Consider the following 26,859-nt stretch of genomic DNA (forward strand, 5'->3'; position numbering starts at 1 on the left):
TGGATTTAAAGATTCATTTGACTGTCTTCCTAAAAGAACTTGAGGCCCGACTTCCAATCGATTAAATCTCCAATTAAAACCAAATCCAACATTCAATGCGCCAGACGGTATAGTAGGAAAATCATTTTCAGCAAGGAAACTGTTGAGATTGATAGTATGGGTATAGGTAAATGAAGGGGCCACCAAATATGGCCCCAGTCCCCTTTTGTAATATGGTGTTTTTGTTATATCCCCCTCTTCTCTTGGCCATTGGGCAAAGAGAAAGTTTGGAACAAAAAACAGAATGAATGAAGTTAAGATTAAAGATTTCATTATTGAGATAATTTGACACCAAAAGTTAACTCTTGCGGCAGACCTTTCCACGATTTGTCCCAACTCTTGCCAGCATAAATTATTCCAAACCCTATACTGTATTTAAACGAGTATAATTTTAATCCATTACTGAGTGTAATACCATTTTTAATTAATGATACTCCCACCTTGTGTCCGCTTATAATTGAACCAAGTTTCATACTCGTAAGAAGTGTGCCAGCTGAGTAAATAACAGCAGTAGTTACAGCAACAAAAATAATTGTTCTAACAATAGCTCTGACCCACCTATTTTTAAAATTAACGAATCCATTCTCTAATTCCTCTGCCTTTAGCATGGATCCTAAGTCATCGAAGGTTTCATTTAGAAGAAAGAATGTTTCAGATATCCCTAATCTAACATCCAAGGATATATTATTATCGCCAGAGATTTGGTTGCCTTTTCTTGTAAGTTCTGATTTGAGCCTTGATATCAATTCGTCTTCGTTATGATAGTTTCCTTGTTCATAATCAAAAGCTATTTTGTCTACAACACTTTCAAAATCTTCAATATGCTTTTTTACAGGTGATGGGAGATCTTTTTTTGAAAGATAGGTATGATTACTGTTGTTCCATATTTGATCAAAGTTGGTTGATGAATATGCATTGAACCAATGATTCTCATTATTAAACTCTGATGCTATATCATTCATAAACTGAATGCCTTGTTCTTCTAAATTTTCAACTCTTCTAAAATTTAAGGAGGTATAATCATTGTTAGAATTTGCGATATATTTTCCAGCAGCTAAGTTAACTGCATTCAAAAACTTAGCTCGATCAAAAGAAGTATCGATGCTTTCTTCCACAAGTGGCTCAACCTGCTCTAATTCTTGGCAGGACCCTAAGAATAGCAAACCAGTCAACATGCAAACAGCGACATATGGTTTGCATCTGTTGAAGAATTTTTTCAAAACATAATTTCTTAATGTTTTGTCATGTTTGTGAATGTACTGTAAAGTACTCATAATTAGTGGGGTCTAGAGTTAATACCACTTTTCACGCCACAAAAAAAAATAAGTTTTCAAAAATTGGTCGATATCCAATTATTAAGTACTTATAATCGCTTAATTTTAATTAGTAAGAATTAAAGTCTATTTTTTGACCCTATAACATATAAAAAATTCTGGTTAACATCTGCGATGCCAGGGCCCGTTTGATCCGCATTCCCTTCCCTACATCATTCGACATGTTGGTTTCACGCAACGGGCGCAACGAATGGGCGCCACGGGCGCAATGAAAATATTGACCGAAATCTAATCTGAAAAAAATGTCCACAGATTGCTCAGATTAACACAGAAGGTTTTTGCTTTGGTAGCCTATGAGATTATGTTCAATAGCATGGTTTTTAATTTGACACAAGGCTTGAGGATTTTCACAAAAGCCTTCTTCACTATTCTTTACAGGGGCTATTTCTCGCAACGAGCGCAACGTTTTGTCGCTGCGCTCGCCACGAGTGAGTTTTGTTCATAAAAAAACCGGTCTATAATCAGCGTTGCCTGCACCCGCCTCATCTGCGTTCCCAATCATTTGGGTATGTATACAGAAATTGTTACTTTCAGGAAAATTCAAATAGCATGAAGAATTTTTTGAACAAGTTGAAACAGCCGATTATTTTTTTGTTGAGGAAACCGACGATTTGGTTGGCTAGGAGGGTGTCTTCTTCTCCGGATAAAGAGCAGGTATTTAAACGCTTGACAGAAATTTATCGTGAAATTGTGGATAACCCAAATTCCAATGAGGGTGCGTTGTATGAATTGGACCTTAGGGGAGGAACTACTATTATTTTTTCGGACCATCATAAAGGGAATCGAGGTACCGGCGACGAGTTTAGGAATGCAGAAAAGAATTATTTGGCAGCCTTGGATTATTACAATGGTAAAGGGGCAATGTATATCAATCTGGGAGATTCAGAGGAGTTTTGGAAGTTTAATATCTTTTCTATCATGAAGCACAATAAAGCTACTTTTGAACGAGAGCGCATGTTTGTGGAGCGTAATGCATTTTATAAAATCTATGGCAATCATGATCTTTTTTGGAAAATAGACCCCTTTGCAGAAATGTATCTTCGGCAACTCTATGGGAAGGCAATCAACATCTACGGTGGAATTGTCATACGCGTAGCATTGGAAAACGGGAAAAATGTAGATGTCTTTTGCACCCATGGGCATCAGGGGGATCAAAATTCAGATGGGAATGCGTTTTCCAAGTGGTTTGTCACCTATATCTGGGGACCTTTTCAATCTTTTCTGGAAATTAACATCAACAGTCCTGCCAGTACTCAAACGGAGAAAACACTCCATAATCGGATCATGTACGAATGGAGTCAGCAACAGGAAAACCTGATTTTAATTACAGGCCATACGCATCAGCCGATTTTTCATTCGTATAGTCATTTGCAGTCATTGAAAGAAGCCTTGGCAGAGGCTGAAGTGCATGGGGAAATCAAAAAAATCCATGAATTGCAAGAAAAAATAGACCGACATCCAGAGCAATGTCGGGTAGCGGCAAATACCAACGGAAAGTACCGCCCAACCTATTTCAATGCGGGTTGCTGCTGCTTCAGTGACCATAGTATTACAGGAATAGAGATAGCGGATGGAGCGGTTCGATTAGTCTCTTGGCACAATTTGAATGGAATCTCTGAACGAGAGGTCTTGGAGGAATTACCACTTCATGAAATCCGTCATATGTTTTTTGACTAAGACTTTTGGTAATTGCTAGGATTGTAATTTTTCTTTGATTTATTTTAACATCTTGTACCCTTAGCCTTTCCCTATGAAGTTTCAGAAGCTTTTCTTATATACCTCGCTGGCAATTACCTTGTTTGCTTGTTCGGAAAATGATGGTCCGGATATCCGAGTGGATGCGGTGCGATCAAGCCGTGTTGAAATTTTGGCGGATGGAGGTGCACGCTTTTTTGGTGAAATCATTCAGGAAAAGGGGCTCACGGAACATGGTTTTATGTACACCCAAGACACCAACGTATGGAATCTGGCCCAACGAAAGATCTCTTTGGGTACGCCGGAGGGGAAGGGAGAGTTTTCTGCAGCAGTACTATCAGGGATTCAGGACCAGCAAAAATATTATTTTCGTGCATATGGGGAGTCTGCTAGCGGAATGTTTTATGGTAAAATCATTTCTTTTTTTTCCAACGGAAGTGTGGCTCCTCAAATCTCGCGCGTAGATCCTACGAAAGGTCACCTCAATGAGACCATAAAAATTGTGGGAACAAATCTGGGAATAAGCCGTGAAAGTACAGCCCTTTATTTTGACCAACAGCCCATAGAAACATTTACTGCTCAGGACAGTGTCATCACTACGGTCATTCCACCTAATCTCACAAGTGCAAAGTTTGTCATCCGTGCGGTAGTTTATGGCAAAGCTGTGGAATACCCTTATGAATTGGCAACCCCTGAGATTAACAAAATATCTCCATTGACGGCTACTTTTCGTGAGGAAGTGATCATTGAAGGAGCGCATTTTGGAGACCAACCGAGTGAAAATGAAGTGTATTTTGGGGAAGTACCTGCGCAGGTTATTGGTGCTGAGCGAAATAAATTGATTGTAATAGTGCCGGATGATTTGGATATAGCCAAAAGTAAGATTACCGTGAAAGCTCAACGGCAGACGGTGATTTCGGAGGAGTTTTTCGAAATCAAAGCCCCCATCATTGAATCTTATGATGAATGCATGGATACCTATCAAATGATTGAGATTTTTGGTTCAAACTTTCACCCGATTTCCCATAAAAACATGGTTTTGTTGGAAGGAGTGGAAGCGGAAGTGATGGATGTTTACCCAGATAAGCTATACGCTATGGTACCCCAAGGTCCTTTCCCTAGAGGAAAGATGACGGTGGAGGTGATAGTAGCTGGAGCTTCTACCAAAGGCCAAACAGATGTGTGTATTAAAGATGAGTGGCTCTTGATTTCGACAACACTTCCATTTGCTTACTATGGAGGGCCAGGCACATTTGTCGTCAACAATAAGGCCTATGTATTTGCAGTGGGGAAAAATGATTTCCAAAAATTGTATATGTGGGAGTTTAATCCTACAAATCTGTCTTGGAAAAAGCATGAATTACCTTTTGAACTGAGCCATTTTGGGAATACTGCTTCGACAGGTAACAAAGGATACCTATATACAGCCAATGATCGCAATGAAGTCTGGGAATTTGATGGGATTTCTTGGAAGGAACGTGCGCGCTTCATAGGTCCCTATCGGGTTAACTCTTCCATGTTTGCCATCGGTCAGAAAGTTTATTTGGGTATGGGCATGCGAGATAATACCTCTTATCAGGATTTTTACAGCTATGAATCAACCTCCAACCAATGGAAGCCGATTGCACAACCCTTAGCTGCCGGAAGAATTAAGGCGGTAACTTTTGTGATCGACGGTAAAGCCTATATTACGGATGGTGCGAGCAATACGGGTGAAGTGGATATGATGCGCTACGATCCAGCTGATACTTGGACTAGGATGGCAGATCAAGCGTATGCTCGATTGTACTCTGTTGGTTTTGCTTTGAATGGGAAAGGCTATACCGCGATTGGTTCATCTGTGGTAGGTTCGGGTTCTCCCGAATCCCATGTATATGACCCTCAGACCAATACTTGGTCCCATGGCCCCCCTGTAGGTCATAAGGGAAGATACCGTGGTTTTGCTTTTGTGCTGAATGGGGAAGCTTACATCGGCGGTGGGGCTGCCGAAACTAACTACATCAATGAAGGCGTAGAATACGATTTATTGAAATGGGTAAAGAAGTAGGCCTAAAACGCTTCCTCTATACAATACTTCCATAAAAAGAAATGTGCCCGGTCCTGCCCATCAAAACTTCTCCCCGGGTTGGTCCGGATACTCACGCGCTTACCTTCGGAATCTGCAATTTTTACGATTTGGTGATCTCCAAAATAGGAAGCTTTGGCGATTCTTCCGATCAATTGCTGTCCTTCCCGCTGCACCACTTCCCCATGTTCAGGACGGAAGGTGATGCGCACTTGCTCATGGTATTTACTGGCCTCTGGGTCTGAAATAAAACCAAAGGATGTGTAAAAACCATCTTTGGTTGGTGTTGCCATCATCACATTCAACTTACCGAAAAAGTTGGCTACATAGGCATTGACGGGATGTTCGTATAAGTTTTTTGGAATATCGATTTGTTGGAGATAGCCTTTGTGTAAGATTGCAATCCGGTCTGCTGTGGATAGTGCATCACGGGTATCATGGGTGACAAAAATAGCCGTGATCCCTGTTTTTTTGATAATTTGGCGGATTTCCTCCCGTACCTGATCCTTCAATACGGTATCCAAATTACTGAATGGTTCATCCATCAACAATATTTTCGGATTTGGGGCTATGGCCCGTGCCAAAGCCACACGCTGCTGCTGACCTCCGGAAAGTTGGTGTGGATATTTGCTAAAATCTTCTTTTAGACCTACCAAGCGAAGGGTTTCTTCCGCCACTTCATCTTTGTTGGGAAGCTTTTTATCCAATCCGAATTTGATGTTTTCCAAAATCGTCAAATGGGGAAAGAGGGCATAATCCTGAAATACCATGCCGACCTTGCGTTCATGTGCAGGGACAGATTTTTTACCTTCCACAATTACCTGTCCTGAGAGGGAAATTACACCATCATCAGGGTGTTCCAATCCAGCTATCAGTCGGAGTAAGGTAGTTTTTCCCGAGCCACTTTCTCCCACCAATGCCAAGATCTCGCCTTCTGCTACTTCAAAAGAGACATCGTTAACAGCAAAATCTTTTGCTTGGCTGTACTTTTTATTGACGTGTGTAAGTGAAAGAATACTCATCCAATCTCGGGTCTATCCAATTTTTTTGTTGATCAAGCGGTTGAGCAAAATTATGGGAATAATTCCGGTCAAGATAATGATCAACGCAGCATTTGATGATTCAGCGATCATTTCGTTGGTGGCCATATCAAATGTCTTGGTCGCCAGCGTTTGGTAATTAAACGGTCGCAGGATCAAAGTTAAGGGTAATTCTTTTAACACATCCACAAATACCAATAATACCCCCGAAACAAGGGAGTTTTTGATCAGTGGAAGGTCAATTTTAAAGAGTGTTTTGGTACTCCTGCTTCCTAGCAATCGGCTAGCCTCATTCACATGAATGCCTATTTTTTGAAATCCTGATTCTACAGGATTGTAACCCACGGCCATAAAGCGGACCACGTAGGCAAAGACCAATGCGAAGAGTGTTCCAGAAAGGAATAGACCGGCTGTTTTAGCAGTCAGGAAGGTATTGTACACCCATTTGTCAAACGCTAAAAACGGAATCATAATTCCCACAGCAATAACAGCACCGGGGATGGCATAGCCCAAAGTGGAGATTTTTGTAATGTTTTTGATCCATTTGAATGGACTCAAACGAAGGGTGTACAACAAAATCACGGAGAGGATGACAATCACCACTCCTGTGATTGCTGCTAAGGTGAAACTTCTATAGATCAACAAGAAGAAATCCTGGTTGATGACTTTTTGATAAGTCATACTTACCCAATGCAATATCTGGAAAAATGGTATCAGGAAACTTACTAGGAAGATTACTAGGCAGATGCTGGTGTACAGGAATTGTTTAGGTTTCGTAGGCTCTAATCTCACCGTTGGTTTATGGGTCCCTTTGAGGGAAGCATATTGACGGTTGCCCCGTTGCCAGGACTCCAAATAAAGAATCGTGAAGACAAATATCATCAAGATGGCTGCCAGATAGATTGCAGTAGTGGAGTCTCCCAATGAAAACCAAGAACGGAAAATCCCAGTCGTAAAGGTGTTGACTCCGAAATATTTTACCGTTCCATAATCGTTGAGCACCTCCATGGAGGCCAAAGCGATGCCGCCCACGATAGCAGGCCTTGCCATTGGTAAAGCTACTTTGAAGAAGGTCTGAAAGCGGTTGCTTCCCAACAAGAAGGAAGCTTCCTGCAAACTTTTGGATTGCTGTAAAAAAGATGTACGGCTGATCAGAAAAACATATGGAAACAGCGTAACCGAGAGAATAAAAATTGTCCCGGGTAAATTCATCAGATCAATCAAAGGCCCCTTGAAAGTGATGTCGAAATTGTTTCTTAGAAAACTTTGGATGGGTCCTGTATAACTCAATAAACCTACATAAGTGTAGGCCATGATATAACCGGGAAAACTAAGCGGTAGAATCAATAACCACTCGAAGTATTTTCTTCCGGGGAATTCGTAATTGGAAACCAGCCATGCCGTGCTGACTCCTAATAAAAAAGTGAAAAAAGCCACACCGATTAGAATGAAAACGGTGTTTTGGAAGTATCCCCACAGGAGTGTTTCGGAAATATGCTTCCAGCTATCTCCAGGGCTATCGAAGATTTTAAAAAAAATGGTTAACAAAGGAGTGGCTACCAGCAGCAGTATCAGCAGCGAGTAGCCAGTCCATTTATTCCACCAGTAATACGTTCGTTTGACTAATTCCAAACCTTATTTCCAGCCTACTTTGTCAAAGATTACCACTGCCTCACTGTTGTTTTCACCCAACACAGAAAGGTTAATATCATCTGCTTTGAAGGTACCCCACTTCAATAATTGCTCTGAGAAAGCAGCAGCAGGATTGACAGGGTATTCAAAGTTGATATTTGCCAAAAACTCCTGTGCATCTTTAGAAGAAAGGAATTCTAGCAATTTGATTGCATTGTCTTTGTTTGGAGCATATTTGGTTACACCTGCACCTGAAATGTTGATATGTGTACCTCTGTCATCCTGATTTGGGAAGAAGATGCCCACTTTTTCAGCAGCTTTGCGCTCTTCCTCATTCGCATCATTTAACATGATCCCGATATAATATGTATTGACGATGGCAACATCTCCTTCACCCGATGCCACTGCTTTTACTTGATCTCTGTCAGAACCTTTGGGTACTCTAGCCATATTAGCCAACAAGCCTGAAGCCCATTCTGCTGCACCTTCACTGCCTTTATGTGCAATGACAGAAGCTAACAAGGATTGATTGTAGATGTTCTCAGACGAGCGGGTCAATACTCTGCCTTTCCAGTTTTCTTCGGTTAATGCTTCATACGAACTCAATTCTTCTGGACTAACTCGGTCCACGCTGTAAGCTAAAATTCTAGCTCTGTAGGTCAATCCAAACCAGTTTCCGGCAGGCTCTCTAAACTTTGCAGGAATGTTACTGTTTAACACATCAGAAGATACTGCTTGCAACAAATCTTTGGTTTGTGCACGGTACAGTCTTCCTGCATCGACAGTGATCAATACATCGGCAGGGGAGTTAGGTCCTTCCAATTCTAATTTCTGGATCAATTCATCCGCTGAGGCAGACACTACGTTTACTTTGATGCCAGTGGCTTCGGTAAACATGTCGAAGAGTTGCTGATCGGCTTCATAATGTCTGTGTGTGTAGACATTGACAACTTCTTCTTGGTTGGCGCTTCCACAGGCAATCAAAAAAGCCCCGGCAAGTGCTACAAATGTTGATTGAATAAGTGCTTTAAGCATAGTTCGTTATTTTGAGAGGGCGAAATTAATCATTATTTAAATCAAATCTAAATAAACACAAAAAAGATTTTATATTTGCTAGCAGAAGTTCATCAACCCTGAAGTTTTTCATTATGACTATTCAACAATTAGAATATGTATTAGCTGTTGACAAGTTTCGGCATTTCGGCCAAGCAGCTGAGTCTTGCTTTGTAACGCAACCTACCTTGAGTGCCCAAATTCAAAAATTGGAGAATGAATTAGGGGTTATTTTGTTTGATAGAAGTAAAATGCCGGTGATTCCTACGGAGATTGGGATTCAGATTATTGGACAGGCAAAAAAAGTTGTTTCAGAGAGTAAAGGAATTTTTGAATTGGTTGCACAATTGAAGGGTGATATCTCCGGATTGATCAAAATCGGAATTATCCCAACCCTGGCACCGTACCTTTTGCATCGGTTTATCAGAAGTTTTTTGGAAAAATACCCGCATGTAAAAGTACAGGTAGAGGAGATTGTGACCGAAGAAATAGTCCGCAAACTCAAAAATGATGAGTTGGATTTGGGCATTGTGGTAACTCCTTTGGAGGAAAATGGGATTGTAGAAAAGCCCATGTTTTACGAAAAGTTTTATGCTTACCTCTCCGAAGGACATCCCTTGTTACACAAACCAAAACTAGTGGTTGGTGACCTAGAGACTGATGATATGTGGGTATTGCAGCAAGGACATTGTTTCCGCGATCAGGTTTTTAGGTTGTGTGACCAAACCAAGTTTCAGCGCATGAATTTCCACTACGAAAGCGGTTCTCTAGAGGGCTTGAAAAATATGGTCAACGAATATGAAGGCATGACCCTGCTTCCGGAATTGGCCACCTTTGATTTGTCTGCTGAAGAAAAGCAGCGTTTGAGACCCTTTGAAGGAGAGGAACCCATGCGGGAGGTAAGTATTGTGCTGAACAGAAGTTATCTTAAGAAAAAGTTGGTGGAGTTGCTCTTTAACGAAATCACCGAAAACATTCCTCAAAGCATGACTTCCAAAGCGCATGGTAAAATCGTAAAGTTTAAGTAGTTTTCGGACTTAAATTTTATTGGGATGAAGGGAAAACGGTTCCTGCTGTGTTTGGTATTCTTTTTTTTGATGCAAGATTTGACTGCCCAGTCATTTGCAAGAAAATATTTGAATAAGGTGTTGAATGACACCACCGATATCAGTAGGCCGCAGTTTTTGGTGTACCCGACCTTAGCCTATGCACCGGAGACAAGTTGGGAGATTGGTTTTTCCTCTTTGTATGTCTATTACCCCAAGCGCGATACAACAAATCGCTTGAGTGAAATCAATGGTTTTACTTTCATAACCTTGGAAAACCAATACGGAATTTGGTTTGACCATGCGATTTATACGGATCAAAACAAATGGTTCTTTTTGGGGAAAATTCGTTTGCAAAGTTTTCCTTTGAAGTATCACGGTATTGGGATGGACAGCCCAAGGGATTACTTGGCCTTGGTCGATGCCAATCAAATTTGGATAAAGGAGCGGGTCTTGCGTGAAATCAGCCCCAACCTCTATTGGGGTTTGGAAGCGGAATACAATCAACTATCCCGAGTAGACTTCCAAAAGGCTGAAAATGCGCCCGCCTTCGATTTGCCTTTGGGCTTTGAAGGCTCTCGAAATTTGGGTTTGGGGCTAGGTCTTGTGTACGATGATCGGCACAATGTTTTGAATGTGCGGGATGGTCACTTTGCTGAGTTGGCCTTAATTCGCTATTTCCCTGCCTTAAGTACGTTTAATTTCAATGCACTTTTGCTGGACTCCCGCTTATTTCGACCGGTTGGTGCCAATAATGTATTGGCTTTTCAGTTATTGGGTCAATTTATGGCAGGTGATGTCCCTTTCAATCAATTGGCCTTGATGGGAGGTGAAAGTATGATGCGGGGGTATTATTTGGGAAGATTTCGAGACCGCAATCAAGTAGCCACACAGGTAGAATACCGCATGCTTCCATTGCCTTTAGGCTTTACAGACCGCTTGGGTGCGGCAGTTTTTGCCAGTGCCGCCACGGTCGTCCCCGATTTTTCCCAAGCCTCCATCAACAAAGTAGCCTGGGCTGCCGGTGCAGGTGCCCGGTTTTTGCTGTTTCCAAAAAAGGATATCTATACACGATTGGATGTGGCTTTTACTAGAGAGGGCACTGGGTTTTATTTGTTTATTGGGGAGGCGTTTTAAAACCTTACAATTGTAATAATCTCCGCGACACAAACTGGCTTCTCTGAGTTTTGTGCCTCCATAGTGGCCTGTATATGCAGACTTACTGCCCCGTCGGGTCTGTCTTCTACTTTGATGATTGATGCATGAAGACGGATGGAATCACCCGAGTACAATGGTGCCGGGAAACGAACTTTCTCCGTACCATAATTTAGCGCCATTTGCACTCCTTCCAGCGGGAGCAACCCATAAAGTAATTTAGGAATCAGTGATAAGGTCAGATATCCATGGGCGATATTTTTTCCACCTGGAAGCATCATTTGGGCCTTTTCCGTATCCACATGAATCCACTGCTTATCATCTGTGGTCTCCGCAAATTGATGAATCAAGTCCTGACTCACCAACACCCAATCACTTACCCCCAAAGAAGTCCCCACAGCCTCCCTCAAATCCCCCACCGACTGAAACACTCTTTTTTCTTCATTAGCTTTATCCGTTCTTGGTTCTTGTCTCTTGCTCCTGCTTGCATGAGGCAAGTCTAAATTCTCGCTTCTCGTCTCTCGCTTCTCCTCCCTCACGACCACTACCGCTTTCCCCACCACCTTTCTATCCATCATTTCCTGCAAGGCCTTCGGGCTTTCTTCCAAACTGTACAGCTGATGTATGTGCTGACTGATTTTTCCAGCCTGAATCATCCCCACCAATTCCATCAAATTTTGCTGACTAGCTTGTACTTCCTCTGTGGAAAACCTTCCCCAAAACACACCCATCACCGAGCAACCTTTGAGCAAAATCAAGTTAAGGGGAAATTTAGGGATTTCTCCAGCGGCAAATCCAACTACCAGGTAACGGCCTTTCCAAGCCATGCTACGGAGTGCAGGTTCTGCATATTTATCCCCTACCACATCTATGACCACATCCACTCCTTTTCCTTTGGTTAATTCTTTGACACGTTCCTTGAGGTCTTCTGTTTCATAATTAATTAGGTAATCGGCTCCTTTTTCGTGGCAACTATTCAACTTATCCACTGTCGATGCTGCGGCTATGAGCGTCGCACCCATGACCTTGCCCAATTCCACAGCCGCCAAACCAACCCCGCCCGAAGCACCTAACACGAGGAGTGTTTCCCCTGATTTTAATTGCGCACGATTTTTTAGTGCAAAATAAGAAGTGCCAAAGGTGTAGAGCGTGGATGCTGCAGTTACATCATCCATAAAGGGAGGAATTGGAAATACCCGATCTGCAGCAACTTTCACCTCTTCTGCAAATCCACCCCAGCCACACAAAGCCAATACTCGCTGCCCAACTTGTAGATGTTTCACTTGGCTTCCCACGGATTTAATTACACCCGAGACTTCTCCTCCAGGCGAAAAAGGGAGTTCAGGTTTGAATTGATATTTGTTTTGAATAATCAACACATCAGGAAAATTGACTGCGCAGGCAGCCACTTCAATGATAACCTCTTTTTCTCCAGGAGTTGGGTTTGCCACTTCTTTGTAAACAAGGCTATCGGGTAGCCCGTATGATTCACAGATAATTGCTTTCATAATCAAAAGTTTGGCTCAAAATAGGCAAATCCTCTTTAATAATGTAATTTTGCCCACGAGTTATGTGAAAAAAACGAAACTCAAGAATCAGTTAAAATAATTGTTACTACGAATATTAACCCAATACATAATGTCAGTAAAAACCTACATTCAAGACAATAAAGAGCGATTTTTAAATGAGTTGTTTGATTTGCTTCGCATCCCTTCCGTAAGTGCCGATCCGAAGTTTAAGAACGATGTGTTTGCCGCTGCGGACTTTGTAAAGGAGCAGTTGGAAAAAGCTGGTGCGGATAAGGTGGAATTGTGTCAGACAGCAGGCTATCCAATAGTTTACGGAGAAAAAATCATTGATCCTGCACTTCCAACTGTTTTGGTGTATGGCCACTACGATGTGCAACCTGCGGATCCGTATGAATTATGGGACTCTCCACCTTTTGAACCAGTTATCAAAACCACTGACAGACATCCGGAAGGAGCTATTTTCGCCAGAGGTTCGGCCGATGATAAAGGTCAGTTTTACATGCACGTGAAAGCCTTTGAAGCGATGATGGCCAATAACTCCTTGCCATGTAATGTGAAGTTCATGATCGAGGGAGAAGAAGAAGTGGGTTCAGCAAACTTGGATATTTTCGTCAAAGCCAATAAAGAAAAATTAAAAGCGGACGTAGTATTGGTATCCGATACGCATATGATTTCCCTACAGGATCCTTCTGTGACGGTAGGATTAAGAGGCTTAGCCTATATGGAAGTGGAGGTAACTGGACCTAACAGGGATCTTCACTCAGGAACCTATGGTGGTGCTGTTGCCAATCCTATCAATATCTTGTGCCAAATGATTGCCTCCCTGCAGGATGAAAACAACCATATCACCATTCCTGGTTTTTATGATAAAGTGGAGGAATACAGTGCAGCCTATAGAAAGGCTTTAAATGAAGCGCCGTTTGATCTAGAGGATTACAAAAAGAAATTGGATGTGGCAGATGTGCACGGTGAAGCAGGATACACGACCATTGAGCGTGTAGGTATCCGTCCAACATTAGACGTGAATGGAATCTGGGGAGGTTATACCGGAGAAGGCGCCAAAACTGTACTCCCTTCCAAAGCTTATGCGAAGATTTCCATGCGTTTGGTTCCAAACCAAGACTTTAGAGAGATATCCAACTTATTTGAAGCGCACTTTAAATCCATCGCGCCAGCCTCTGTAAAAGTAAAAGTGACTCCTCATCATGGAGGTGCACCTGCGGTGGTTTCTACTGATACACCGGGTTATCGTGCTGCTGACTTAGCTATTCAAGAAGCTTTTGGTAAAAAAGCCATTCCTACGAGAGAGGGTGGTTCTATTCCTATTTGTGCGCTATTCCAGCAGGAATTGGGTTTAGATCCGATTTTATTGGGCTTTGGTTTGGATACTGATGCTTTGCATTCACCTAATGAGCACTACGGTGTGGCCAACTACCTGATGGGGATCGAAACCATTGCCTTCTTCTTCAAGCATTTCAAAGATCAGGCAAGTGCTTGATGCAAACTGTTTGTGACAATTAGTTAGAAAAAGAAATTGCGGTCAATCATGCTTGATATCCTTTCGAGCGTGATTACCGCAACTTGTTTTTAATCCTTTCAAGTAGTCAATCGGCCTTTTGTGCCAAGGATTACTGAACTATTTGCCTAATTTCCTCATTATTACAGCGGAAAAGTATATAACCATGTCAACATACCTGAAAAGTTTTCTTCTTCTTTTCTTTGTAACACTTCTATCCTTTCAAGCTTCTGCTCAGTTGATTGCCCCACCTAAGTGGAGTATACAGCTGGCAGAAAAAAGTCCGAGTGTGGGTTCGGAAGTGAAAGTTACCTTCAAGGCTACGATTCCAAGAGATTGGTACATTTATTCTAATGATTTCGATCCGGATTTAGGTCCCATGTTGACGGAGTTGGAATTGAAAACTACCGATGGGGTACAATTAGTAAATGGTCTGAAGGCAATTAATCCACGAAAAAAGTTTGATGAAATCTGGGAAGGAGATGTGACCTACTTCATGGGCACAGGAACATTTGAACAGCTGGTAAAAGTAACTGGCAACACTATCAAATTGGTTGGTTCTGTCAATTATCAGATGTGCTCCGACGTCACAGGTCAATGCATTCCTTTTGAAGAGGATTTCACTATCACTGCGACAGCGACCGGAACAGTAGCGGTCAATGATGCTGCTGCATCAGCCGTGGTTTTGGAAGAATCTGTGGAGGAAGTGTTGGAAGATGCTGAGATGCAAGAAGCCACAGCTGATCGCATTGCCGAAGAAGTGGTTACGGATGCACCAACCTTTATTGACTTGACAGCCGATGAGGAACAAGAAGGTTTGATTGGTTTTATGATCATTGCTTTCTTGGCTGGTTTGGCGGCTTTATTGACACCTTGCGTGTTTCCGATGATTCCAATGACGGTGACTTTTTTCACGGGTCGTGCCAAATCAAGGGCAACAGGAATTAGAAATGCATTTTTGTACGGTTTTTCAATCATTGCGATTTATACCATTGCAGGTACGGCAGTTGCAGCAATCCAAGGGCCTGAATTTGCCAATTGGTTATCCACACATTGGGTGCCTAATGTATTCTTCTTCTTGGTGTTCATCTTCTTTGCTTTTGCATTTTTGGGGATGTTTGAATTGACGCTACCGAGTAGCTTTGTCAACAAAATAGACGCAAAAGCCGATAAAGGGGGATTAGCAGGTGTTTTCTTTATGGCCTTCACCTTGGTGTTGGTTTCTTTTTCCTGTACAGGTCCGATTGTGGGTTCTATCTTGATTTCCTCAGCAGGAGGCGCGTTGGTGAAACCGATTCTGGGAATGTTCTCATTTTCGTTGGCATTTGCTATTCCATTTACCCTGTTTGCAATCTTCCCCGAATGGTTAAATTCCTTACCAAAATCCGGTGGATGGTTGAATTCTGTGAAGGTGGTTTTGGGGTTCCTAGAGCTAGCACTTGCCTTCAAATTCCTTTCTGTAGCCGATCAAGTGTATCATTGGGGATTGTTGGATAGAGACATATACTTAGCGATATGGATTGTGATTTTCTTCTTGTTAGGGTTGTACCTACTTGGAAAAATCCGACTGCCGCATGATTCTCCCTTGGACTACCTGTCCGTGCCACGGCTGATGTTGGCCATAGTTACCTTTGTTTTTGTAGTGTATTTGATACCTGGCTTGTGGGGAGCGCCTTTGAAAGCCTTGAGTGGTTACCTTCCTCCAATGGCCACTCACGATTTCAATATCATGGAAAATCGTGGGGGAGCATCAAAAGCAACCTCCTTGGATGACGTGCCTAAGTATGCAGACTTCCTTCACTTACCTCATGGATTACAAGGATACTTTGATTATCAACAAGCTTTGGCAGCAGCTAAGCGTTCGGGAAAACCTTTGTTTATTGACTTTACAGGGCACGGATGTGTGAATTGCAGAGAAATGGAGGCTCGTGTATGGTCTGATCCACAGGTATTGCAGCGACTACAAGAAGATTTTGTGATAGTGGCTTTGTACATCGATGAGCGTTTTCAACTTCCGGAGTCAGAGTGGTATACCTCTGAATTTGATGGAAAAGTGAAAAATACCATCGGTAAGCAAAATGCGGATTTTCAAATCACACGCTTCAATAACAATGCACAACCATACTATGTGATTTTGGATCATCAAGAGCAATTGTTGGTAAGACCGAAGGCTTATGATACCAATATCCAGAATTTTGTCAATTTCTTGGATGAGGCTAAAGCGGAGTTTGGCAGACGCTAAATTGTGAATAAAGAATATAGATCAACCTAACATGTTTCCATAACTTGTTAGGTTTTTCTTTTTAAGGATTTTTTTAATCTACAATCTTTCGGGGAATATTTTGAGGTAAGCGTGTTAACAACTCATAATTGACCTGTTGGGAAGATTCGCCAAAAGATGCTACAGAGATTTCTTGGTTTCCTTGCTTGCCAATCAATACAACTTCGTCTCCTGCTTGAACCTTTTCCAAGTCTGTAATATCAACAGCAATGCTGTTCATGGTGACGGTGCCTACAACGGGTACAATCACTCCCCCAATCAAAACCTTCCCTTGATTGCTCAGCATGCGGCTAAAGCCATGGCAATAGCCTACCGGAACAAGAGCGATGGTCATATTTCTTGGGGCCATATAACTTGAGCCATAGCCAATAAAGTCCCCCATTTTGACTTTTTTGGTGTTCATGATGCTGCTTTTCCATGAAATCAGTCTTTTCAAGGGGTTTTTGTTATCCACAGGTAAGGATTGGAAGCGGTACATATAGGTTTCTTGTGTAGGCCAAAAGCCATAGGAAGCAATTCCGATCCTTACCAAGTCCATTTTTGTTTCGGGATAGAGTAAACTAGCGGCGGAACACGCGGTATGGTATTTTTCGAAAAGTATTTCTTGATTGCTAAACCACTTTTTGAATTTGCGGTATTGCTTGATTTGATTGCGTATCCGCACATAGTTGCTAATACTTTCCGCCCCTGCATAATGTGTGCATAAACCTTTCAACTCTATGTATTCCTTGTTTTCTTTCACGAGAGATGCTAACCAATCCAACTCATCCCACTCAAAGCCCGTACGGTGAAAACCTGTTTCTACTTCAATGTGGATTTTGGCTGGAATATTGATTTTTTTTGAAATGGATATGGCCTGTTCTAATCTTTCAAAGTCGAATACATAAAATTCAATTCCGGTAGCAATTACATCCGCTAAGTCATCTGGATTGATCATTCCCATAATCATGACGGTACTTTGGTGCTTGCTTGTTTGAAAAACCCGCCAAGCTTCGTCTGCTGAAAATGTGGAGAAGTGTCTGATTCCATTACTTTCTGCCAAAGCTACGATGTTTTCAATTCCATGACCATAGGCATTGCCTTTGACGACCACCGAAATTTCCGTTTGCGGTCCAAGGTCTTTTCTTAAAAATTCAATATTGGATTGGTAAGCGGATTGACTGATTTCTAAATAGGATGTTTGACGCATGGCTGCAAGTTATAAACATATCCGATTTACCCTAATTTAGTGTTGATAAACTGCTTGGTCCTCTGAAAAGAATTCAACTCCTTTCGGAGTTGGGCAATTGGGATTTGGTGTATCGTTCTACCCCGAGTTGCGACTCGGGGCTAATAACCTTCGGTAGTCAACTCCTTTCGGAGTTGGGTTCTGCTGGTAATACTGTTATAATTTTTCAATTAGATAATAACTTATTGTATCGTTGGATAATAGTTCAACGGAAATTTACATTTCTACTTGAATGTTGATTCTGAGCACAAACCCCGATAGGGGTTTATCCCGCAGGATATTAGCCCCGGGTTGCCACCCGGGGTTTCAATGTGGATAACCCGTTTCAGCAATCCCAACCACGGTAGGGGTTGAATCAAATCGTGGGTTGAAATTCAACTCCTGTCGGAGTTGGACAATTGGGATTTGGTGTATCGTTTCACCCCGAGTTGCGACTCGGGGCTAATAACCTTCGGTAGTCAACTCCTGTCGGAGTTGGGGTTTATTTCCTGTTGAATTTTCATTGGTAGGTCTAAACATTTTTTTGCCAGCTCATTTTTCTGAATTTTTGTATCTAACAGGAGTTTTTTTAGGAAATGTTAACTAATCATCTCCTAGTAGTAGTTGCATATTATCCGAAGGTGTTTTAAGATATAAACTAGCTTCTTTGCAAAATGTAGATGTTGAACACAAACCCCGGCAGGGGTTTATTCCGCAGGATATTAGCCCCGGGTTGCCACCCGGGGTTTCAATGTGGATAACCCGTTTCGGTAATCCCAACCCCGGTAGGGGTTGAATTAAAGCAAGTACCGAGGATCATATTCAACCCCATTTTCCTCGAGCAAAACAATAAATTCATCTAAAAAGCTCTCCTTTTTATGGTGTTCTTCTTGGTTTACGATGTATTTAACAATGCCATCAAGAGCCGAATAACTAAATGTAAATGCACCATATCCTTCTTGCCAACCATTAAAATCTCTAAATAATTTTGTTGATTTGATCATTTTGCTTGATGCGAGTTTCATATCTTTGACAAGGTCTGCAAGTGCAATTGATGGGTGCAGGGAAATTGCCATATGCAAATGATCTTCTACCCCATTTATTTTGTGCATATGACATTTTTTATTTTTCAATATTCCGTAAAAATAATTGAACAGGTCTCTTTTTTTTGATGCATCTAGGACAGCCTCCCTCTTGTAAGTTGTCCAAACAATGTGGTAGTGAATAGATGTGTAGGTGCTTGCCATATGATTGAATTTTGATAGTTCAATTTAGGCAGATTCGTACCTGTAGTCGGGAGTTAAACGTTTATAATCGGGTATATAAAATGATTTGTCCTCTGAAAAGAATTCAACTCCTGTCGGAGTTGGGCTATTGGGGATTTTGTGTATCGTTTCACCCCGAGTTGCGACTCGGGGCTAATAACCTTCGGTAGTCAACTCCTGTCGGAGTTGGGATTTATTCCCTGTTACATATTGATTGGTAGGTCGCAATATTTTTTGCTAGCTCATTTTCCTAAATTTTTGTATCTAACAGGAGTTTTTTTGGGAAATGTGAAGTAATCATCTCCTATTGGTTGTTCCATATTATCTGAAGGTGTTTTAAGATATAAAGCAGCTTGTTTGGAACATGTAGACGATGAATTCAAACCCCGCAAGGGGTTTATTCCACAGGATATTAGCCCCGGGTTGCCACCCGGGGTTTCAATGTGGACAACCCGTTTCAGCAATCCCAACCCCGATAGGGGTTGAATCAAATCGCGGGTTGAAATTGAACTCCTGTCGGAGTTGGGCAATTGGGATTTGGTTTATCGTTTTCACCCCGAGTTGCGACTCGGGGCTAATAACCTTCGGTAGTCAACTCCTTTCGGAGTTAGGAGATTGAAATTGATATTCAGCAGAGTTTTCATTGATAAGTCATAATATCTTTTGCCAACTCATTTTCTAGAATATTGGCACCTAATAGAAGGTCTTTTGGGAATTGTTTTGGAGTAATAGCCTGTTAGGTGTTCTCTACAATACTGTGTTATTGTAAGGTATAAAACCACCATTCTTTGCAAAATGTACATGTTGAACAAAAACCCCGATAGGGGTTTATTCCGCAGGATATTAGCCCTGGGTTGCTACCCGGGGTTTCAATGTGGATAACCGTTTGGATAATCCCAACCCCGGTAGGGGTTGAATTAAATTGTTGGTTGAAATTTGAAATGAACTCCTGTCGGAGTTGGGTAATTGGGATTTGGTGTGTCGTTTCACCCCGGGTTGCGACTCGGGGCTAATGACCTTCGGTAGTTAACTCCTCTCGGAGTTGGGGTTTATTTCCTTTCGGAGTTTTACTTCCCTAACTTCTTCGCTTCTTCCCAATATACATCCATCTCCTCTAATCTCATTTGGTCGAGGCTTTTACCGGCTGTTTTGGCGGCTTGCTCTAAGTATTGAAAACGTTTGATGAATTTTAAATTAGTTCGCTCCAGGGCTTCTTCGGGATTGATATCAATAAATCTTGCGTAATTGATGAGCGAAAACAATAAATCCCCAAATTCGGCTGTTGCTTTTTCTTTATCTATGGCGTCTTCGGACACCGCATTGAACTCTTCTTTAAACTCCTGCATCTCCTCTTCCACTTTTTCCCAAACCTGATGCTTTTCTTCCCAATCAAAACCCACTCCTCTTGCCTTTTCCTGAATCCGCATGGCTTTGATCAATGCTGGAAGGGACTTCGGAACTCCACCTAGGACAGATACATTCCCTTTTTCCTGCAACTTGATTTTTTCCCAATTTTGCTTGACTGCTTCTTCGTCATCAACCTTTACATCGCCATAAATATGTGGGTGTCGTCGAATTAATTTTTCGCATAAAGAATCTATTACGGACGCAATATCAAACGCTCCTTTTTCTGATCCGATTTTGGCATAAAATACGATATGAAGCAGGATATCCCCTAGCTCTTTCTTGATCTCTTCGAGGTTATTATCCAATATCGCATCAGATAATTCGAAGGTTTCTTCTATAGTCAGATGTCGAAGGCTTTCCAAGGTCTGCTTGCGATCCCAAGGGCACTGTTCCCGCAATTCATCCATGATAGTCAATAATTTGTCAAAAGCTTGGAGTTGGCCGGGTCTTTGTGATAATTCAGACATAAGAAGGGAAACTATTCGAAGAGTAGAAACGTTTTGAAAGTATTGTGTAAATTTGCGGAAATAAAATTGATATGGCAACCTTATATTTGACTTTAGGATTTCTAGCGCTTTTCTTCATTTTGATGTCTGTGCGTTTGATTTTTATCAAAAATGGTGAATTTAAAGGTACCTGTGCATCTCAGAATCCTTATTTGAATAAAGATGGAGGAACGTGCAGCTATTGTGGAAAAGAAGTTAGTCCAGATAGCAGCTGCGCCAATCCAGACAATGAAGTAGATAAGGTGCTTGCAAAATTTAAATAAGCGACACTTACGTTTCCTGGGTAATCCAGGATTTTTCTTTATCCAAACAAATTTTAGAACGTGGCTTTAATAAAATCTATTTCCGGTATCAGAGGAACTATCGGAGGCAAACCTGGTGAGGGCTTAACCCCATTGGATGTTGTTAAATTTACCTCCGCTTATGGGTATTGGGTGAAAAACCATACCAACAATCCAAAGGTCGTGATTGGTAGAGATGCCCGCATTTCGGGTGAAATGGTTTCGAAGTTGGTGGCAGCAACCCTGCAAGGTTTGGGGATTGATGTAATCGATTTGGGACTCAGTACTACTCCAACTGTGGAATTAGCGGTGCCTCTAGAAAAGGCAGGTGGTGGGATAATCCTTACGGCTAGCCATAATCCCATTCAGTGGAATGCCTTGAAATTATTGAACGATAAAGGCGAGTTTATTTCCGACGCTGAAGGAAAGGCTATATTGGAAAGTGCAGAGAAGGAAGATTTTTCTTTTGCGGAAGTAAAAAAATTAGGCTCTTACACGGTCAAAGACGATTACATTGACAAGCATATTGAGCATGTGCTTTCTTTGCCCTTAGTGGATAAAGAGGCTATTGCGGCTCGCAAGTTTAAGGTGGTGATTGATTGTGTCAACTCAACAGGTGGGATAGCCTTACCAAAATTGTTGAGAGCTTTAGGCGTGGAGGAAATCGAAGAAATGTACTGTACACCTGATGGCCATTTTCCTCATAATCCGGAGCCATTACCTGAAAATTTACGGGACATTGCTGAAAAGCTTAACCGAGGAAAATATGATTTGGGAATCGTGGTAGATCCTGATGTTGATCGGCTTTGCTTCATGAATGAAGACGGAAGTGCCTTTGGAGAGGAATATACCTTGGTGGCCGTAGCAGATTATGTGCTTTCCCAAACGCCTGGCAATACCGTTTCCAATTTAAGTTCTACCCGAGCTCTGCGCGATGTGACTGAAAAAAGGGGAGGCGAATACCAAGCAGCAGCAGTCGGTGAGGTGAACGTGGTGAACAAAATGAAGGAGACCAATGCTATCATCGGAGGTGAAGGCAATGGAGGGGTGATTTATCCTGAGTCTCACTATGGCCGTGATGCCTTGGTTGGGATTGGACTTTTCTTGACGCACTTGGCGAAATTTGGTAAGAGTATATCCATGTTGAGAGCTACCTATCCAAATTACTATATCTCCAAAAACAAGATTGAATTGACTCCAGAAATTGATGTGGATAAAGTATTGGAAGCGATTAAAGCAAAATACAGCAAGCAACCGATCAATGACATCGATGGAGTGAAGATTGAGTTTGACAAGGAATGGGTTCACTTGCGTAAGTCCAATACGGAACCTATCATCCGGATTTATTCTGAGTCTGCCTCTCAAGCAACTGCTGAGCATTTGGCAAACAAAATCATCTCTGATATCAAAGAGGTAATTACTGAATCATAAAAAAAGAAATTGCTAACTTGCAGGCGCTATGGAGATTCTCTGTAGCGCCTTTCTTTATAAACCCAAATCTAGGAAGCAATGAGAGTGTATTTTGACAATGCGGCAACGACTGCCATGGACGATCGAGTGATTGAAGCCATGCTGCCGTTTATGAAGCAACATTATGGCAATCCATCATCAGTGCACAGTCATGGGCGTGAAGTTCGTTCTGCCATCGAAAAAGCAAGAAAGAAAGTTGCTGAGCTATTAAATGCCTCTCCGGCTGAAATATTTTTTACTTCGGGTGGTACAGAAGCGGATAATACTGCGCTCGTATGTGGAATGGAAACACACGGCATCACCCATGCCATCACTTCTCCCATTGAGCATCATGCTGTCTTACACACCTTGGAAGAATGTGCCAAAAAAGGGAAGGTCAAACTATCCTTATTAGAAGTCAATGAAAAAGGGGAAGTCAACTTAGACCAGTTGAAAGCACTTTTGGAAAAGCATCCAAATTCCTTAGTTTCTTTGATGCATGCGAATAATGAGATTGGAACTATCAATGATTTGGAAGCCATCGGTCAATTGGCGAGAGAGCATGGAGCTTTTTTTCATTGCGATACAGTACAGACCATGGGTCACTATGTACACGATTTGAAGAATTTACCTGTGGATTCAGTAGTCGCGGGTGCACATAAGTTTCATGGACCAAAAGGAGCAGGGTTTCTATTTGTCAGAAAAGAAAAGAAGATACATCCTTTTATCTACGGTGGTGCCCAAGAGCGCAATATGCGTGGAGGAACAGAAAATGTGATTGGTATTGTAGGTGTTGCCAAAGCCTTAGAGTTGGCTTATGAAGATATGGCTGCCCATAGAGACCATATTACAGCCATTAAAAAAGCTTTTAAATCTCAACTAGAGGAAGCAATCCCGGGCTTAGGGTTCAATGGAGCTTCTGCTGATTTGGATAATAGTTTGTATACAGTATTAAATGTTAGCCTGCCACCTTCGGAGGAAAACAGAGGCATGTTACTATTTAATCTGGACTTGAACGGCATATCAGCATCCGGTGGGTCAGCATGTAGCAGTGGAGCAACAGTTGGTTCGCATGTATTACGTGCCTTAAACCATAATCCAGAGCGCGAATCGGTTCGTTTTTCCTTTAGCCGATTCAATACTTTGGAAGAAGTAAAATACGCAGTCGATAAAATTAAGGAGCTTTATGCTGTTAGTGTGTAAATAAGTGCATCATACTACCTAAAAGTAGGATTGGCACCAAACCCGGCAGGTTTTTAAAACCTTCCGGGTTTTTGCTTTTAAAGGGTATCTTTCATCCTGCAAACTATTAAAAATTCCATAATTCTTAAAAAAGCAGGCAATCACTTGCATTTTTAAAACTAAAACAATAATTTGTTCAAAATTCTAGGTTTATGAGATACTTACTGTTTGCCACACTTGTATGTGTGTTCTTTTCTTGCTCTTCTCAAGAGGGTTCCAGAGTTTCGGGAGACCTTCAATTGACCATCCTACAGGATACAGTCTTGATTGATTCTGGTAATGAATTGGTCATGGCAGGGGCAAGTATGTTTACCTATACCCTCAGCCCTGATAAACGATTTCTCTACAACTATGATAGAAAATCCATGAAATTGGAGGTCTTTGATTTGAATAAGCAAGCCTTGGTTAAGAAAGTTGCATTTGCTAATGACGGGCCCAATGCGATATCTGCTTACCCGATGGCCATTCGCGCTTTTCCCGATGGAAGAATATTTTTCCATGGTTTTGACAAAAGTGGTTTGTTTGATTTGGAAGGTAACCTGACAGAGTCCGTGAGTTTGCATCCTACAGATTATTTTGCTCCGGATGCAGAGACGAGCTATTCTTTTAAGACGGAATATGTGTTTTTAGATGAGCAAACCGTTTTGATAGGCCTTATGAATATGTTTGAGCATATTCCTTTCATGGCTAAGCTAGATTTAAAGGAAAAAACCGTAGAAATGGTTGATTTTGAGTATCCACAAAAACTCGAGAAGTTTTCAATCATTTTAGATGGAGATGGGATGAAAATGGCCTCTATGGGTGCGATATACAAGCAGAAATACGGAGATAAAGTCTTGATTCATTCGGATATGTTCAATGAAACGCTGGTCTTTGATCCTTTAACTACTAATTATTCCTTAATTGAATATAACAGTTCACTTACCCCTAACGAGAAGGTGGGGGGTCAAAAGCAAAAAGTCAACAGTAGGGAAGAGTTTACTGAGCAATCCAAAATTTTAAGTTCCCAAGTGAGTTTTGGGAGATGGGCTTGGGATGATAGCACCGAGCGCTTCTATCGCTTGTCGAGTATCCAACAACAGTCTGAAAATCAGGAAGGAGAAACTTACTATAAAGTTGTGCTAACGGTTTTTGATAAAGACCTTCAGATGCTTGGAGAGACCCTGCTTCCTGACTACCGCAAAAGGCCCGGGGTGTATTTTGTGAAAAATGGGACAGTTTGGATCCATGAAAATGTGGATGATGAATTGGGGTTTGTGCGATTAAAGGTGGGTTGATTTTCTTATCATTTGATTAAATTGATTTCCTTTCAAATCAAAATTAATATAAAAATGATTTATATCTGAATCAATAATATCAAAATTTGATTTGCTTTCAAATCAAAATATTTCTATATTTGGTTTGAAAATAAATCAATGGAAGAGCTGTTAGCATATCAAGGAAGCCTCTTAACGTTTTTTCACAGCAATTGGTACAGGTATTTGTACCCGGAGATATTAGTGGACGAAAGGTTAGTGGGGATCAAGGGTCTTCGTGGAGTTGGTAAGACCACTTTATTGTTGCAATATCTACAACAGTTAATGGAAGCAGGTGTGAAAGCGATTTATGTAACAGCAGAGCATCCTTATTTTTATACTGAAACATTATTCAACCTGGCATCACTTTGGAATAGTTATGGTGGAAAAGCTTTATTGATTGATGAGGTTCATAAATATCCAGATTGGTCTAGAGAACTGAAATTGATTTACGATGGCTTCCCAGCTATGCGGGTAGCATTTACCAGTTCTTCAGCATTGGACCTATATAGAGGTGAAGCAGATTTGAGCAGAAGATTAGAAACCCAATTGCTACATGGGCTTTCGTTTCGTGAATATCTTTCCTTGTATTATCAAATACACACAGAGGCAATAGGCTTACAGGATATGCTTAAGGATCCTTATCAGGTTTCAACAGCGCTAGTGAAAAAGATAGACAAGCCAGTATTACCGCTTTTTAAAGAATACCTTCAAAAAGGCTACTTTCCTTTTGCCAAAGACCTTAGGCCAGAAAGAGTACCGCAGCGATTGATTCAAATCATCAATACAGTGCTTGAAAGTGATCTTGCATCAATCCAAGGATACAGCGCCTCCAATGTTACCAAGGTCAAGCAGCTATTAGGGGTAATTGCCACAAGTGTACCTTTTGAACCGAATATTTCGAAAATTGCTGAAAAAATGCAGTTGGGAAGACAAACTGTTAATGTCTTTATTAAGCATTTAGAAGATGCCAAGATTCTCAACTTATTGTATGAACAAGTGGGCGGAATTAGCCAATTACAGAAACCTGGGAAAATCTATTTAGAAAACACTAACTTTCTTTTTTGCTTACAGTCGAATCCTTCGGTAGGAACTATCCGAGAAACATTTTTCCTTAATCAACTTAGAAACAGCGGACACCAGGTGAGTCTAAGTAAAAAAGCGGATTTCCTAGTAAATCAAGTGTACACTTTTGAAATAGGTGGAAGAAGTAAAGATCAAAGCCAAATCCAAGGTGTGGAACAGGCATATCTTGCGCTCGACGATATTGAATATGGCATGGGAAATAAAATTCCATTGTGGGTGTTTGGGTTTTTGTATTAATTCCTCTTTTAGTTAAATCTCTATTTGTATTCTCATTTTAAAAATCATTCCCGTTAAATACAGCAGCTTTAGTTAGTTTCAAAAGAAATTTTACTTATAAGTAAGGTTGAATAGAGGTAGTTTGAAAAAGTATTTTTAATGTGTATTTAATTAATTAAAACTATAATTAATTTATTAAATATTTTGATGTAAAATTTATTATATAAACTTGTTTCTTTCTTTCTTTCTTTGAAAACTTTAGTAGTTGAAATACTTTAAAGCCGTTAAAAAATTGTTATAACTAAAACATTGCAATTATGAAAAAATTATCATTTGGTCTCTTTACCGTGTTTTTGTTTGTTGTGTCGGGTTTCTCTACAGCAGGAGATGTAGACCCTCCAAGTATATCAGCGAAAACTAAGTGTACAGTAAGTTCTAATCCATCTAACAATGTGGGTTATTGTGTTCGTTTTTTCACATCAGATCGATGTACTCCAAGGACTAGTGGAACAATTGGTCC

At 41.2% G+C, this 26,859-nt stretch carries 20 protein-coding genes; 11 read left to right on the plus strand and 9 right to left on the minus strand.

The window, feature by feature from the left end; genetic code table 11:
- Together IE080_RS09945 and IE080_RS09950 are read right to left on the minus strand one after the other, a co-directional pair.
- On the minus strand, positions 1–312 hold a 312-nt coding region (locus tag IE080_RS09945; protein WP_189581526.1), incomplete at its 3' end, for a hypothetical protein.
- Positions 312–1,313: a hypothetical protein gene (locus IE080_RS09950; protein WP_189581529.1), complete on the minus strand. Its 1,002-nt coding sequence runs from the start codon at positions 1,311–1,313 to the stop codon at positions 312–314. The genes IE080_RS09950 and IE080_RS09945, both read right to left, overlap by 1 nt.
- Before the next feature lie 609 nt (positions 1,314–1,922).
- Between IE080_RS09950 and IE080_RS09955 the strand changes: the two genes are divergently transcribed.
- Both IE080_RS09955 and IE080_RS09960 read left to right on the plus strand, forming a co-directional pair.
- Positions 1,923–3,050 carry a metallophosphoesterase gene (locus IE080_RS09955; protein WP_189581532.1) on the plus strand — a complete coding sequence of 376 codons (1,128 nt, stop codon included), beginning with the start codon at positions 1,923–1,925 and terminating at the stop codon, positions 3,048–3,050.
- A gap of 73 nt (positions 3,051–3,123) precedes the next feature.
- Positions 3,124–5,115 (plus strand): IPT/TIG domain-containing protein, encoded by a 1,992-nt coding sequence (locus tag IE080_RS09960; protein WP_189581535.1) that lies wholly within the window; start codon positions 3,124–3,126, stop codon positions 5,113–5,115.
- 2 nt (positions 5,116–5,117) lie between these two features.
- On the opposite strand, the gene IE080_RS09965 is transcribed toward IE080_RS09960, so the two are convergent.
- Genes IE080_RS09965 through IE080_RS09975 form a run of 3 tightly spaced genes read right to left on the minus strand, consistent with a single transcriptional unit; the run spans position 5,118 to position 8,840 of the window.
- Positions 5,118–6,155: an ABC transporter ATP-binding protein gene (locus IE080_RS09965; protein ID WP_189581538.1), complete on the minus strand. Its 1,038-nt coding sequence runs from the start codon at positions 6,153–6,155 to the stop codon at positions 5,118–5,120.
- A 12-nt stretch (positions 6,156–6,167) separates the two neighbouring features.
- Positions 6,168–7,805, minus strand: coding sequence for an ABC transporter permease (locus IE080_RS09970; protein WP_189581541.1), 1,638 nt, complete (start codon positions 7,803–7,805; stop codon positions 6,168–6,170).
- Between the two features lie 3 nt (positions 7,806–7,808).
- Positions 7,809–8,840, minus strand: a complete 1,032-nt coding sequence (locus tag IE080_RS09975) for a Fe(3+) ABC transporter substrate-binding protein (protein WP_189581544.1) — start codon at positions 8,838–8,840, stop codon at positions 7,809–7,811.
- A 113-nt stretch (positions 8,841–8,953) separates the two neighbouring features.
- Between IE080_RS09975 and IE080_RS09980 the strand changes: the two genes are divergently transcribed.
- Positions 8,954–9,886, plus strand: a complete 933-nt coding sequence (locus IE080_RS09980; RefSeq protein ID WP_189581547.1) for a hydrogen peroxide-inducible genes activator — start codon at positions 8,954–8,956, stop codon at positions 9,884–9,886.
- Between the two features lie 24 nt (positions 9,887–9,910).
- Positions 9,911–11,041 carry a BamA/TamA family outer membrane protein gene (locus tag IE080_RS09985; RefSeq protein WP_189581550.1) on the plus strand — a complete coding sequence of 377 codons (1,131 nt, stop codon included), beginning with the start codon at positions 9,911–9,913 and terminating at the stop codon, positions 11,039–11,041.
- Here the strand turns inward: IE080_RS09985 and IE080_RS09990 are convergent.
- Positions 11,038–12,567: a zinc-binding dehydrogenase gene (locus tag IE080_RS09990; RefSeq protein ID WP_189581553.1), complete on the minus strand. Its 1,530-nt coding sequence runs from the start codon at positions 12,565–12,567 to the stop codon at positions 11,038–11,040. The genes IE080_RS09985 and IE080_RS09990 overlap by 4 nt on opposite strands.
- Positions 12,568–12,697: 130 nt before the next feature.
- Here IE080_RS09990 and IE080_RS09995 point away from each other — a divergent pair, with 130 nt between their 5' ends.
- Together IE080_RS09995 and IE080_RS10000 are read left to right on the plus strand one after the other, a co-directional pair.
- The gene (locus IE080_RS09995) at positions 12,698–14,086 is read left to right on the plus strand and encodes a dipeptidase (RefSeq protein WP_189581556.1); all 1,389 of its coding nucleotides are present in this window, start codon (positions 12,698–12,700) and stop codon (positions 14,084–14,086) included.
- A 184-nt stretch (positions 14,087–14,270) separates the two neighbouring features.
- Positions 14,271–16,346, plus strand: coding sequence for a protein-disulfide reductase DsbD family protein (locus IE080_RS10000; protein ID WP_189581559.1), 2,076 nt, complete (start codon positions 14,271–14,273; stop codon positions 16,344–16,346).
- 73 nt (positions 16,347–16,419) lie between these two features.
- Here IE080_RS10000 and alr read toward each other — a convergent pair whose 3' ends face one another.
- From alr to mazG, 3 genes are all read right to left on the minus strand, one after another.
- Positions 16,420–17,574 (minus strand): alanine racemase, encoded by a 1,155-nt coding sequence (alr, locus tag IE080_RS10005; protein ID WP_189581562.1) that lies wholly within the window; start codon positions 17,572–17,574, stop codon positions 16,420–16,422.
- An 815-nt stretch (positions 17,575–18,389) separates the two neighbouring features.
- The gene (tnpA, locus tag IE080_RS10010) at positions 18,390–18,839 is read right to left on the minus strand and encodes an IS200/IS605 family transposase (protein WP_189581565.1); all 450 of its coding nucleotides are present in this window, start codon (positions 18,837–18,839) and stop codon (positions 18,390–18,392) included.
- 1,085 nt (positions 18,840–19,924) lie between these two features.
- Positions 19,925–20,731, minus strand: a complete 807-nt coding sequence (gene mazG, locus IE080_RS10015; protein ID WP_189581568.1) for a nucleoside triphosphate pyrophosphohydrolase — start codon at positions 20,729–20,731, stop codon at positions 19,925–19,927.
- 71 nt (positions 20,732–20,802) lie between these two features.
- Here mazG and IE080_RS10020 point away from each other — a divergent pair, with 71 nt between their 5' ends.
- The 5 genes from IE080_RS10020 to IE080_RS10040 all read left to right on the plus strand — a co-directional run bounded on the left by IE080_RS10020 (position 20,803) and on the right by IE080_RS10040 (position 26,360).
- The gene (locus IE080_RS10020; protein ID WP_189581571.1) at positions 20,803–21,033 is read left to right on the plus strand and encodes a hypothetical protein; all 231 of its coding nucleotides are present in this window, start codon (positions 20,803–20,805) and stop codon (positions 21,031–21,033) included.
- Positions 21,034–21,093: 60 nt separating this feature from the next.
- Positions 21,094–22,482: a phosphoglucosamine mutase gene (gene glmM / locus IE080_RS10025; protein ID WP_189581573.1), complete on the plus strand. Its 1,389-nt coding sequence runs from the start codon at positions 21,094–21,096 to the stop codon at positions 22,480–22,482.
- Between the two features lie 78 nt (positions 22,483–22,560).
- Complete coding sequence (locus IE080_RS10030) at positions 22,561–23,703, plus strand: cysteine desulfurase family protein (RefSeq protein WP_189581576.1); 1,143 nt, start codon at positions 22,561–22,563, stop codon at positions 23,701–23,703.
- A 191-nt stretch (positions 23,704–23,894) separates the two neighbouring features.
- A complete protein-coding gene (locus tag IE080_RS10035; protein ID WP_189581579.1) occupies positions 23,895–25,019 on the plus strand; it encodes a DUF4221 family protein in 1,125 nt (374 codons plus the stop codon).
- A gap of 138 nt (positions 25,020–25,157) precedes the next feature.
- A complete protein-coding gene (locus IE080_RS10040) occupies positions 25,158–26,360 on the plus strand; it encodes an ATP-binding protein (RefSeq protein WP_189581582.1) in 1,203 nt (400 codons plus the stop codon).
- Positions 26,361–26,859: the final 499 nt, after the last annotated feature.

It is taken from the genome of Mongoliitalea lutea (assembly GCF_014652135.1).
Taxonomy (GTDB): Bacteria; Bacteroidota; Bacteroidia; order Cytophagales; family Cyclobacteriaceae; genus Mongoliitalea; species Mongoliitalea lutea.